The organism is Intrasporangium sp., from assembly GCF_036566125.1.
GTDB lineage: Bacteria > Actinomycetota > Actinomycetes > Actinomycetales > Dermatophilaceae > Intrasporangium.
The window spans coordinates 1-12,024 of the sequence record NZ_DATCWX010000287.1; the positions used below are offsets into that span (position 1 = coordinate 1).

Annotated in this window: 10 protein-coding genes and 1 riboswitch; of the genes, 7 read left to right on the forward strand and 3 right to left on the reverse strand. The window is 69.5% G+C overall.

Annotated features, from left to right (window positions below):
• From VIR15_RS17410 to VIR15_RS17425, 4 genes are all read left to right on the forward strand, one after another.
• Positions 1-287 (forward strand): DUF4192 family protein (locus VIR15_RS17410; RefSeq protein WP_331930046.1); only part of this gene is annotated, 287 nt, incomplete at its 5' end.
• A gap of 83 nt (positions 288-370) precedes the next feature.
• Positions 371-484, forward strand: a riboswitch (SAM riboswitch).
• A 19-nt stretch (positions 485-503) separates the two neighbouring features.
• Positions 504-1,736: a homoserine O-acetyltransferase MetX gene (metX, locus tag VIR15_RS17415; protein WP_331930048.1), complete on the forward strand. Its 1,233-nt coding sequence runs from the start codon at positions 504-506 to the stop codon at positions 1,734-1,736.
• A 92-nt stretch (positions 1,737-1,828) separates the two neighbouring features.
• Positions 1,829-2,227: a universal stress protein gene (locus tag VIR15_RS17420; RefSeq protein ID WP_331930050.1), complete on the forward strand. Its 399-nt coding sequence runs from the start codon at positions 1,829-1,831 to the stop codon at positions 2,225-2,227.
• Between the two features lie 395 nt (positions 2,228-2,622).
• Positions 2,623-4,365 (forward strand): RNA polymerase sigma factor, encoded by a 1,743-nt coding sequence (locus VIR15_RS17425; RefSeq protein ID WP_331930052.1) that lies wholly within the window; start codon positions 2,623-2,625, stop codon positions 4,363-4,365.
• Between the two features lie 223 nt (positions 4,366-4,588).
• Here the strand turns inward: VIR15_RS17425 and VIR15_RS17430 are convergent, their stop codons facing one another.
• From VIR15_RS17430 to VIR15_RS17440, 3 genes are read right to left on the reverse strand one after another with little or no spacing between them, the layout of a single operon-like run.
• Complete coding sequence (locus VIR15_RS17430) at positions 4,589-6,892, reverse strand: transglutaminase TgpA family protein (RefSeq protein ID WP_331930054.1); 2,304 nt, start codon at positions 6,890-6,892, stop codon at positions 4,589-4,591.
• Positions 6,889-8,163 carry a DUF58 domain-containing protein gene (locus tag VIR15_RS17435; protein ID WP_331930056.1) on the reverse strand — a complete coding sequence of 425 codons (1,275 nt, stop codon included), beginning with the start codon at positions 8,161-8,163 and terminating at the stop codon, positions 6,889-6,891. Before VIR15_RS17435 ends, VIR15_RS17430 begins: the two co-directional genes overlap by 4 nt.
• Positions 8,164-8,170: 7 nt before the next feature.
• Positions 8,171-9,154: an AAA family ATPase gene (locus tag VIR15_RS17440; protein WP_331930058.1), complete on the reverse strand. Its 984-nt coding sequence runs from the start codon at positions 9,152-9,154 to the stop codon at positions 8,171-8,173.
• Positions 9,155-9,684: 530 nt separating this feature from the next.
• Between VIR15_RS17440 and mraZ the strand changes: the two genes are divergently transcribed.
• From mraZ to ftsL, 3 genes are all read left to right on the forward strand, one after another.
• The gene (mraZ, locus tag VIR15_RS17445; protein WP_331930059.1) at positions 9,685-10,116 is read left to right on the forward strand and encodes a division/cell wall cluster transcriptional repressor MraZ; all 432 of its coding nucleotides are present in this window, start codon (positions 9,685-9,687) and stop codon (positions 10,114-10,116) included.
• 298 nt (positions 10,117-10,414) lie between these two features.
• A complete protein-coding gene (gene rsmH / locus VIR15_RS17450; protein ID WP_331930061.1) occupies positions 10,415-11,485 on the forward strand; it encodes a 16S rRNA (cytosine(1402)-N(4))-methyltransferase RsmH in 1,071 nt (356 codons plus the stop codon).
• On the forward strand, positions 11,482-12,024 hold a 543-nt coding region (gene ftsL, locus VIR15_RS17455), incomplete at its 3' end, for a cell division protein FtsL (RefSeq protein WP_331930063.1). The genes rsmH and ftsL, both read left to right, overlap by 4 nt.

A 12,024-nucleotide genomic window follows, 5' to 3' on the forward strand; every position in this document is an offset into this window, starting at 1 on the left:
GGCAGGGCGTGGAGGCCCCGGCCGACGATGAAGGTGCTCCAGGTGTCGACGACTTCCCGTGCGAGGACCGCCGGGTCGAGCACGCCCTCGAGACCCTGTGCCGGGCCACGCCGGCCCGGTTCGCCGCGCCGGTGCTGACGATCGCAGCGTCCCATGCCTGGTGGCGCGGTGACGGCACGAAGGCCGGCATGTGTGTCGACCTCGCCCTCGAGATCGAGCCGCACCACAAGCTGGCTCGGCTGATGCGGCTCAGCCTGGACCACGGTCTGCGGATGCCGGCCGCCTGACTCCCGCGGACAGCCCACTGCCGGTGTTCACACCGTGGACGAGGACAAGGGAGTCGGCCACCGGGTGACGTACAGTTGGCCCAGGTCATGAGTACCAGCGCCAAGCCCCGGCTCGCTGGTCGGCAACCCTCCGTCGCGGTGGGGTGCCCCGGGTGAGGACCTGGCCGCACCATCACCGGTGCGCGCAAGCGCGAGTACAGGGAGCCGACCTTGACGATGACCGACAGCCATCAGACCTCGACCCGACTGACGCGCCGATGGCAAGGACGGGTCCGAAACGGCTTCGCTGCGCCCCTGGCGCCTGCCCGGGCCGGTGGGGCCTGGCGGCAGGGGGACCCTGTGGGGTCGCGCAAGTTCGCGGAGATCGGCGATGTGGGCCTGGAGCGCGGGGGCACGATCGGTGACGTGACGGTTGCGTATGAGACCTGGGGCACCCTCAACGCCACTTGTGACAACGTCGTGCTCATCGAGCACGCCCTGACGGGAGACAGCCACGTCGACGGGGACGCCGGTGAGGGCCACCCGTCGCCGGGCTGGTGGCCCGGGCTGATCGGCCCGGGCCGTCCCATCGACACCGATTCGTGGTTCGTCGTGGCCGCCAACGTCCTCGGCGGCTGTCAGGGCACGACTGGGCCGTCGAGCATCGCACCGGATGGGCGGGAATGGGGCAGCCGTTTCCCCTACGTGACGATTCGCGACCAGGTGGACGTCGAGGCCCGCCTGCTCGAGCACGTGGGCGTCACGCGTCTGGCGGCAGTGGTCGGCGGGTCGATGGGGGGAATGCGGGCCATCGAGTGGGCGGTCTCCCATCCCGACCGGGTCGACCGCAGCATCGTGCTCGCCAGCACGGCCTACGCGACGGCGGACCAGATCGCCTGGTGCCAGCCGCAGCTGCTCGCCATTCGGCAGGACCCGGACTACGCCGGTGGCGACTACTACCGCACCGGCCGGTCGCCCGAGGCGGGCCTCGGCCTGGCACGTCGTATCGCGCACATCACCTATCGCACCGAGTCCGAGCTCGGCGAGCGCTTCGGCCGCGATGCCCAGCTGGGCGAGGACCCGCTGAGGTCCGGTGACCGGGGCCGCTTCGCGGTCGAGAGCTATCTCGACCACCACGCGGGGAAGCTGGCCCGGCGGTTCGACGCCAACTCCTATCTGGTCCTCACCGAGGCGATGAACTCCCACGATGTCGGTCGGGGCCGCGGAGGGGTGCCCGTCGCGCTCTCCCGAGTCAAGGCGGAGTGCACCATCGCCTCGGTCGACACCGATCGGCTCTACCCGCCCCAGCTGTCTGACGAGCTGCATGATCTGCTGCCCACGTCGGTGCGGGCGCACATCAGCTCGCCGTACGGTCATGACGGCTTCCTCATCGAGGACGACCAGGTCGGTGGGATCATCCGGGCGGCGCTGGCGTCGGATCGCGGCGTGGGAGAAGTCACCATCAGCTGACCTCGACGCGCCTTCCGGGAGCCCGCCTGCACCGCCCATTTTCGGGTAGCGTCCGAGCACAGACATTTCCGTCCCAAGGAGGTCCGGGCACAGTGGCCATTGTCGTTGGATACGTCGCGACCAAGGAAGGTCGCGCCGCACTGAAGCGAGCGGCCGAGGAGTGCGTGCTGCGCGGCACGAAACTCGTCGTCATCAGTTCGCACCGAGGTGGTAGGGACTTCGATGCCGACGAGGCCGCCCGCTTCGAGAGCGAGCTGGACCGCATCAAGGGAGTCCTGCAGGAGAGGGGCCTCGAGCACGAGGTGCGCCAGCTCGTCCGCGGCAATGACCCCGCCGAGGACCTGATCTCCGTTGCGGAGCAGGAGAAGGCAGACTTCATCGTCATCGGCCTGCGTCGGCGCAGTCCGGTTGGCAAGCTCATCCTCGGCTCCAACGCCCAGCGCATCCTGCTCGACGCGAGCTGCCCGGTGCTTGCCGTCAAGGCGGACTGAGCCCGGGCGCGACCGGGTACCGGGGCAGGCCCGGGCGCCGGTGACCCGGAAGTCCGTCACTGGTGACAGCGCAGCAGCGCGTGAGACGCACATCGGCACTCGTTCAGAGGGGTCGGCGGTGAACTCGTTTACCCGCCGACCCCTTCGGCGTTTTATAATGTCCACTGAGCCGGATCGCACGAGGCGCACCGAGAGATCGACGCAGGAGTCGACTCCGACAGGCCAAGCACTTCCGGAGCGAATCCCCATCCTCGTTCGTTGATAATGCATGCCCGAGCGCCGGGCAGCAGAACGACGACCTCCCGTGCGACCGAAAGGTGACGTCCTCCGTGCCGAAGGCAACCCCAGCTGCAAGCCCCACCACGCTTCCGAAAGCATTTCAGAACGACGCGATCATGCAGCTGCTCGTCAAGGGCCGCGCCACGGGAACGATCACTGGCTCCGAGATCGCCCAGGCGCAGGTGGCCGCCCAGCTCGACCTGAGGCAGATGAAACCGGTGCTGACGACTCTCGAGGCGAATGACATCGAGATCGTGGTGGACACCGCGGCACCGAGTACCAACACCCGCAGAGGCAGCAAGGGAGGCACTGTGGCAACCGCTCGCAAGACGACCGCCGCGGCCGCGAAGACCGCGACCCGGACCACAACCAGCAGGACGACCAAGTCGGCGACCAAGCCTGACTCGCTCGCGACCGGTGCGGCCAGCGACGCCAAGGCCGGCGCGAGCGAGGCAGATGCGAACGCCAAGCCGGCCAAGAGGGGCGAAGCCCCGAAGGACGCTGGCGCCAAGGCTGGCAAGTCGACGACGAAGGCCGCGACCAAGGCGGCCACCGCGAAGAAGGCGACGACCAACGCAGGGGTCGCAAAGGCGGCGGCCAGCCCGGCGAAGAAGACGACGGCCAAGAAGGCGGCCAAGTCCACGGCCGCCAAGAGCGCCAAGGCGGCCCAGGGCACGGCTGCACAGGCCGACGGGACCGCCGCCGACGTGGAGGAGGACGAGGCCGAGCCGGAGGAGGCCGTCGAGAGCGAGCTCGAAGAGGTCGAGGTCACCGACGTGGACAGCCCCGACGAAGTCGCCGAAACCGAGACGGACGATGAGGACGATGAGAAGGCCCCCGCCGCAGCCACGGCCCAGCCCGAGGCCCAGGAGGCCGAGGAAGAGTCCGGCTTCGTCATCCGGGACGACGACGAGGACGACGCCCCCGCTCAGCAGGTGGTGACCGCCGGCGCCACGGCGGACCCGGTCAAGGACTACCTCAAGCAGATCGGCAAGGTCGCCCTGCTCAACGCTGAACAGGAGGTCGAGCTCGCCAAGCGGATCGAGGCCGGCCTCTTCGCCGAGGAGACGCTGAACTCGGGCGAGAAGCTGGACATGAAGCTCAAGCGCGAGCTCTGGTGGATCGCTCAGGACGGGAAGAAGGCGAAGAACCACCTCCTCGAGGCCAACTTGCGCCTCGTCGTGTCGCTCGCCAAGCGATACACCGGCCGGGGCATGCTCTTCCTCGACCTGATCCAGGAGGGCAACCTGGGGCTGATCCGCGCGGTCGAGAAGTTCGACTACACCAAGGGCTACAAGTTCTCCACGTACGCGACCTGGTGGATCCGGCAGGCGATCACCCGCGCCATGGCCGACCAGGCCAGGACCATTCGCATTCCGGTCCACATGGTTGAGGTCATCAACAAGCTCGCTCGCGTGCAGCGGCAGATGCTGCAGGACCTCGGTCGCGAGCCCACCCCGGAGGAGCTCGCCAAGGAACTCGACATGACCCCCGAGAAGGTCGTCGAGGTGCAGAAGTACGGCCGTGAGCCCATTTCGCTGCACACGCCCCTCGGCGAGGACGGCGACTCGGAGTTCGGTGATCTCATCGAGGACTCTGAGGCCGTCGTTCCGGCTGACGCGGTCAGCTTCACCCTGCTCCAGGAGCAGCTGCACTCGGTGCTCGACACGCTCTCCGAGCGAGAGGCAGGTGTCGTCTCGATGCGCTTCGGGCTCACCGACGGCCAGCCGAAGACGCTTGACGAGATCGGCAAGGTCTATGGCGTTACGCGTGAGCGGATCCGTCAGATCGAGTCCAAGACGATGAGCAAGCTGCGCCACCCCAGCCGCAGCCAAGTGCTCCGTGACTACCTCGACTGACGCCGCCGATTTCGACGCTGGTGCGGGTCAGGCGCTCATCGCGGCGCCTGGCCCGCTCCTTCTTCTCCAGTTGGGTCGCAGCCTTCGGCCAGACCACCGGAGGCCTGCTTGATGTCGACCGCCGCCGTCGTGACCATGCCGGGCACAGCCGTAGCGGCGAAGGTCCCAGAGGTTTGCGGCGGGAGGAGCGCCCTGACCGGCATGCGTCCGCAGTCTGAGCGCCCTATCCGCGTCGGCGAAGGAACCGTCCCAGCCGACCCGTCAGCTCACGCCACACCGATACGCCCTCAGTGGGCCACAGGAAGGACGTGACCCGGGTCGTCCACGAGCGGGTGCTCGCCACCTGTCGACGGATCGAGCGGATGTCCCGATGGAGCTCCACCGTCTGCTCGGGAGTGGTGCGCTCCGGCCGGTCGTAGCGAGCCCGTTCGAGGGTTGCCGTGACCCGTCGCATCGCCGACGCGTGCGCGTCGTCGAGGTGCCCGTCGGTGATGTAGCGCTCGCGGGCAGACCGTAGCGTCGCTCCCGGTGGCGCGGACAGGCCGAGGTCGTGGAAGTGCGAAATCAGGGCGTCCCACTCGATCTCGACGAGGTCCTGGCGGGTGATGGCGCGACGCCGGCGCAGGCTGCGGACGACCCAGGCGGTGAGCGGCATGAGGAAGGTGCCGAGCACCACGACGAGAACGGCGATGAGGATGACGAGATTGATGCCGGTCAGCCACTGGGCGACCCAGGACGTCGTCGCCGATGAGCCGGCATTCTCACCCTCTTGGAACTGCCGCTCGGTCCTCGTCTGGGTGGCCGTGCCGGTGGCCGAAGCGCCGGGTGCTGTCGCGCCATCTGTCGGCGTGATCTGACCGGGCACCGAGTAGGCCGGCGGCCCGGATCGTGAGGCGGTCGGCTCGAATCGCAACCAGCCGGAGCCCTCGAAGTACAGCTCGGGCCAGGCGTGCGCGTCCGAGGCCCGAACGATGTTGGAGCTGCCGTCACGGGTGCCCGGGATGAACCCGATGGCCATCCGCGCCGGGATCCCTTGGGCTCGGGCCAGCATGATCATCGCTGTCGCGAACTGGGTGCAGTAGCCGCGCCGGGTCTGGTAGAACGCCGTGATCGGGTCGAGCTCCTGGCCGTTGTCGTTCCTCGGTGGCTCGCCGAGATCGAGGCTGTACGTGTACCGGGTCGTGTCGCGCAGATGTCTCTGGATCGCGACGGCCCGGTCGTAGTCGGTGGTCGCGCCAGCGGTCACATCGTCGGACCACCTGTGGACCAGCCCGGCCGCAACATCTGGGATCTCGAGGTCTTCCGGAAGGATGTCGGGGGAGGTGGGCGCTCCGGCTGCGCGCAGCTTCGAGACCGGAGGGTTCACGTCCGCATAGGTGACCTGGTACGAGTCAACCGTCCGGTCCACCCGGATGTCCCGTGTCACGGGGTCGATCCTGAAGGCGGTTCCCGAGATGTCCGGCGTCACCACCGGATACGGCGCAGCCAGCCTCGGCGCCTTCAGGACGTTGTGGCTCACGGTCATGATGTACTCGCGGCGGTCCGACTGCGGGGGCAGTGGCACCGGCCGGTCGGGGCCCTGCCCAGTCCGCCCGGCGACTCGCCACTCGCCGCGTGAGTAGAACGAGGTGGCGACCACCCGGAGCGGGACGTTGGCCGGCCCGGTCGAGGTGTACCGGAGGATCGGGGTCTGGTCGGTGTTCACGAGGCTGTTGCGCAGGTCGATCGTGTCGTTGAAGCCGACTGTTCCCACACCCCCGGATCCCGGCGCGCGACCCAGACCGTCCGTCAGGTAGTGGGGCGGGAAGTGCGGCACCAGCACCGGGACCACCAGGGCCGCGACGACAGCGAGGGCGCCGAGCCTGGCCGCGCCACCCGTCAGCGCCCGCAGGGCGGATGCGTTGTCGGAGCTCGCTTCACCTCCGGTGACGTCACTGATGCTCGTCGTGCTCCACCGGCCGAAGGTCGCCCGGGCCGTGGTGTGCAGCATGACGAGCCAGAGCGCGACTGGCACGACGAAGTAGCGCACCGCGGAGGCGGCGTTGCCGTTGGCGGCGGTGATGAGATAGGCCGTGAGCAAGGGGAGCCCAGCCGCAGCGGGCGCGCGCCAGGTCGCCGCCATCGCGTCGACGAGCACGGCGATGAGAGCGACGGCGGCGACGAGGTAGAAGGCGACCCCATCGGAGAGCGGCGCGGGCGCGGAGTTGCGCTGGATCGTCTCGATCGCCTCGAGCCCGAGCGAGTTCGCCAGCTCGACGGTCCGTGCCGTTGGGATGCCGTAGCTGAAGGTGTCGCCGGTGAAGCGGAGCAGCACGACGTAGAGCACGAGGACGAGCTGGACCAGCACGATGAGCAGTCGCGACCGCGTCAGTCCTCGGAGCAGGAGTCCGAGGGCGGCGGTCAACCCGATGACGAGCATCGCCTCCGAGAGCCACCTCGCGCTCGTGAACAGGCTGGTGATGGGGTAGACGGCCGCGAGCGTCGCCAGGGCCGCCAGGACGGTGATCCGCCATCGGCGGCGCGTCATCGCACGCCTCCCACGGTTGCGGCGGTGAGCACCGCCCAGGCGCGGGGGACGTCCTCGTCGCGCCCGACGGCGATCGCGCGCCAGCCAGCGAGCCGGAGGGCGTCGACGTGGGGCTCTACCTCGTCCGGGCCGAGGGTTCCGCCACCATCAGCCGTCACGGGGCTCTGCCCGAAGGCGCGGGAGTCGAGGACGAGGGCCAGACCGGTCGTGCCGGGCTGGCGCAGGCTGGCGAGCCGGCCCGTCACCTCGTGGCCGCGTGGACCGACGACCGCCACGACGAAGCCGCCCGTGGCGGCGAGTCCCTGGGCCGCGCGCAGCAGCAGGTCCTCGGTCGACTTCGGGCGGAGCGCGGTGACGGCCAGGACGTCGAGGATCTCGTCGATCTGGAGGGTGTCGGCGACCCGCCCACTGTCGACGGTCTCGGGGCAGACGAGGTGAACGGCATAGCCGGACTCGCACAGGTGCGCGGCGATGGACGCGCAGGCGGACACGGCCCACTCGAACGAGCCGGTGGCCCCGCTGCCGCCGTGCGCGTCGGGACGGGGGTCGAGCAGGACGACGGCGCGGCGCTGGGCTGGTCGGTCCTCCTGGCGAACCATGAGGCCGCCGGTCCGGGCCGTGGCCGGCCAGTGGATCCGGCGGAGGTCGTCGCCGTCGCGGTACTCGCGGATGGTCACGTCGTCCTCGCCATGAAGGGCGATGAGGTGGGCCAGCTCTCCTTCGGACCCAACGCCGGAGCTCGGCTGGCGGCTGGCCGACAACGGGTGGACCTGGGGCAGGATGACGAGGTCGGCCGTCCCCTCCAGGACCGCATTGCGCGTGGCGAGGCCGAACGGGTCCTGGACCTGCACGGCCAGCGGCCCGAGGTGGTGGCGCCCGCGCAGGTGCGACCGAACGGTGTAGTCGATGATCCGGACGCGTGCGGGCGGGATGCGACCGACGACGAACCGCGGGCGGTCGCCGAGAACGTAGTCGAGCCGCTCCTCCGCGAGGAAGACCGGCGTGGTGTTCGTCGAGACGTTCTCGAAGGCGAGCGCGACGTGTGCGTCCTGGCCGACGGTGATCCGGTCCGGCGAGATGTGTCGCTCGATGCGCATCCGCGTCTTGCGCGTCCGCACGAGGAGGGCGCTGATGTAGGGGAGTGCCACGAGCAGGACGCCAAAGCGGGTCAGGTCCCGGAACCCGAAGATGATGCCCGCGAGCGAGAGCGTGAGACCCGCGCCGACAAAGGCGCGTCCTCTCGTCGTGAGCAGTCCTCGAAGCGAACGCATCTCGGTCTCACCGGGTGCTGGACGGCACCGGCACCTGCCGCAGCAGGTCGGTGACGACCTCGGCGGTCGTCCGCCTCGCGAGCTGCGTCTCGCTCGAGGGCATGAGCCGGTGGGAGAGCACGGCGACGGCCAGCGACTGGACGTCGTCCGGGATGACGTGGTCGCGTCCCTCGAGGGCGGCCTGTGCCCGGGCCGCCCGGAGCAGGTGCAGCCCTGCACGCGGCGAGGCCCCGAGGCGCAGCGACGTGGTCGAGCGCGACCGGGTGACGAGGTCGACGATGTACTGCCGCACCGCCGGACTGGCGTGCACCTGCGTCACGGCGGCCACGACGCGGTTGATGGTCTCGGCATCGGTGACCGCACTGAGGTGCTCGAGCGGTGATTGCGCGCTGTGGCTGTCGAGCATCGTCAGCTCTGCCCGCGGCGACGGGTACCCCATCGAGATTCGCGCCATGAAGCGGTCCCGCTGGGCCTCGGGGAGGGGATAGGTGCCCTCCATCTCGATCGGGTTCTGGGTCGCCATGACGATGAAGGGCGCCTTGAGCGGGTACGTCGGGCCGTCCACCGTGACCTGCCGCTCCTCCATCGACTCGAGGAGGGCGGACTGGGTCTTCGGCGAAGCCCGGTTGATCTCGTCGCCGACGACGACGTTCGCGAAGATGGCGCCTGGACGGAACTCGAACCGTCGGGCGTCCTGGTTGAAGATGCTGACGCCGGTCACGTCACTGGGCAGGAGGTCGGGGGTGAACTGGATGCGTCGGACCGATGCGTCGATCGACCTGGCCAAGGTCTTGGCGAGCATCGTCTTGCCCACACCGGGCACGTCCTCGATGAGCAGGTGTCCACTCGCGAACAGGACCGTGATGGTGGTCCGGACGACCTCCGGCTTGCCCTCGATGACGCGCGTCATCGCGCCGAAGAGCCGATCCGCCACGTTTCTGACGAGGTCGAGATCTTCGGTCGTTTCCGTTCCGGTGGTGTCCGTCGTCACGCTGTCCTCCGTCTGTCCCTGATGGGAACCGTCCATGGTCCGGTGTGCTCCCGCGTCGTGTCCGCTTCGCCAGGCACCAGAGTCTGCGTGAGGCGACGTGGACGTCACGTGATCTTCTCCCATCAGGCCGCGGCGCCGGAAGTGAGCGGACGGTCGTGACCGGATGGAGATGTTCTTACCCCACCGGCGTCGAACGGGTGCACCACTTTCCTCCACCAGTGTCACCCCGAGTCGTTGCGAGCGTCACGCAAATAGCCTCCATGGGCCGTCTCAGCACGAAAGATGCACCAGAAACGACCCTGCCGTATGCCGCTGAGCTCGCCCCGCGCGGAGGGAACCTTGCGTGCGGGGCGAGCTCAGCGGCATACACCTCCACTTCGCTCCACCGCCTTTGACGTGCGAAAACACTGCCAAGAAGGCACTGGTGACGGGGTTTCCTTCGTTGACGGTGGAGCAAAGTGGAGTATGGTGGAGCACCAAGGTAGGCAGTGGGGACGCCGACGGGTCGACGTAGGGGAGGTGGCGGACCTGTGTTTCTCGGGACGCACACGCCTCGGCTCGACGAGAAGGGCCGGCTGTTCCTGCCCGCCAAGTACCGCGAACGCATGGCGGGGGGCCTGGTCGTGACGCGGGGGCAGGAGCGCTGCCTGTTCATCTTTCCGATGGACGAGTTCGTCAAGGTCGCCGAGCAGATGCACCAGGCGCCGATGACGAGCCGGAAGGCGCGGGACTACAGCCGCGTCTTCCTGTCCGGCGCGTCTGACGAGGTGCCGGACAGGCAGGGCCGCTTCACCATCCCGGCCAAGCTGCGCGAGTACGCCGGACTGGACCGCGAGGTCACCGTCATCGGTGCCGGGTCGCGGCTCGAGGTCTGGGACACCGTGGCCTGGAACGCCTACCTCGAGGAGACGGAGCAGAGCTTCGCAGAGACCGAGGAGGAGGTGATCCCCGGACTCTTCTGAGCGCTCTTCCGGGCGCACGACCAACGCCCTGCAGACCTGCGCGCCGGCCTCCAGCCGCTCCGCTCCCGAGACGACTTCCCCCGTCCCGGGCGGGGAAGCGGATGGGGACCAGCCCGCACGTCGACACCCCCAGTGCCACCAGACCCCACCAGACTCCATCAGGCGCTCGGCTCCCCTCCCTCCACTCGCAGAGCGCACCCCTATTGCCCCACAAGTCACACCAGCACCATCAGAACCACTGGCACCACCGGCCGCCGACGCGCTTCCAGCGCAGGGGGCATGCGAGAGAGGGACGAGCATGACCGACCGAGGACAGGCGCACGAACGCCACGTCCCGATCATGCGCGACCGCATCCTCGATCTCCTGGCGCCGGCCCTGTCCCGCGAAGGCGCCGTGCACGTCGACGGGACGCTCGGCATGGGCGGCCACGCAGAGGGGGTGCTCGAGCGGTTCGCGCAGTGCCGCGTCATCGGGATCGACCGTGACGGCGAGGCGCTCGCGCTCGCGGGGGAGCGCCTCGCCAGGTTCGGGGACCGCTTCACGGCGGTCCACGCGACGAACGACCAGATCGCTCGGGTCGTGCTCGCTGCTGGCCTCCAGCACGTCGACGGGATCGTGTTCGACCTCGGGGTCAGCTCGCTCCAGCTCGACGAGGAGGACCGCGGCTTTGCCTACCGCGTCGACGCACCGCTCGACATGCGGATGGACCAGACGAGTGGTCTGACCGCGGCCGACGTCCTCAACGAATACCCGGTGGAAGAGCTGACTCGCATCCTGCGCGACTACGGGGAGGAGCGCTTCGCCCGCAAGATCGCGACGGCCATCGTCCGGGAACGGGCGACGGAGCCGTTCACGACGTCGGCACGCCTCGTCGAGCTGCTCCGTCGAGTCATCCCGGTTGCGTCGCAGCGCCAGAGCGGCCACCCCGCCAAGCGGACGTTCCAGGCCCTGCGGATCGAGGTCAACGACGAGCTCGGCGGCTGGGCGCGCGCGGTCGCGGCCGCCATCGACGTCCTCGCGGTTGGTGGTCGTATGGCAGCCCTCTCCTTCCACTCGCTGGAGGACCGCCTGACCAAACGCGCGATCGCCGCAGGGACGACCTCCAGCACGCCACCTGGGCTGCCCGTCGAGCTGCCGGAGCACGCCCCCTACCTCCGTGCCCTCACCCGCGGGGCCGAGGAGCCCGACGACGCCGAGGTCCTCGCGAACCCGCGAGCCGCCTCGGCCAAGCTCCGGGCCGTCGAACGAATCCGCGACACCGGGACCACGGCGACCACAGCCGTCCAGCGCCGGGCGACACCGAGCCAGGCACCAACGAGCCGCGCCACCACGAGCAGGCGTGCACACAGGAAAGGAGCCGTCCGATGAGCCAGGCCACCGCGACCGCCAGACCGCTCCGGTCCCCGGCGCGTGCCCCGCGGCGCGGTCCGACACCGGCACCGCTGCGAGTCATCCCGGCCCGCATCACGACGACGGGCAGCGGCGCCTTCGCGGCCATCTGCGTCACGCTGCTCGTCACCGGGCTCATCGCCCTGCTCGTGCTCAACACCGCACTGGCCAAGGGCTCGATCGAGCTGGGCGAGCTGCAGCGCGAGTCCCTCCTCCTCAGCGAAGCCGCCGGCAACCTCCAGGAGGAGATCGACGGTGCCTCCGCGAGCGGCGCACTGGCCCAGAAGGCGAGCCAGCTCGGCCTGGTCCGGTCCAACGAGCGTGCGCACATCGACATCGCGACCGGCAAGATCTCCGGGACCGCCTACCCGGCGAGCCGGTCCCTCGCCTTCGCGGTCGTGACAAGTCCCACTCCGGTCGCCAAGCCCAAGGCGACCAAGCCGAAGGGTGCCACGCCAGCTGCCGCGCCGGCTGCCACACCCGCCGCCACGCCGGCTGCCACACCCGCCGCCACACCG

Bases quoted from the DNA above. Each gene is read 5' to 3' on its own strand.
- VIR15_RS17430 (WP_331930054.1), bottom strand. From the start codon at position 6,892: ATGACGCGCCGCCGATGGCGGATCACCGTCCTGGCGGCCCTGGCGACG.
- VIR15_RS17425 (WP_331930052.1), top strand. From the start codon at position 2,623: ATGCAGCTGCTCGTCAAGGGCCGCGCCACGGGAACGATCACTGGCTCC.
- rsmH (WP_331930061.1), top strand. From the start codon at position 10,415: ATGACCGACCGAGGACAGGCGCACGAACGCCACGTCCCGATCATGCGC.
- VIR15_RS17435 (WP_331930056.1), bottom strand. From the start codon at position 8,163: ATGCGTTCGCTTCGAGGACTGCTCACGACGAGAGGACGCGCCTTTGTC.
- metX (WP_331930048.1), top strand. From the start codon at position 504: ATGACCGACAGCCATCAGACCTCGACCCGACTGACGCGCCGATGGCAA.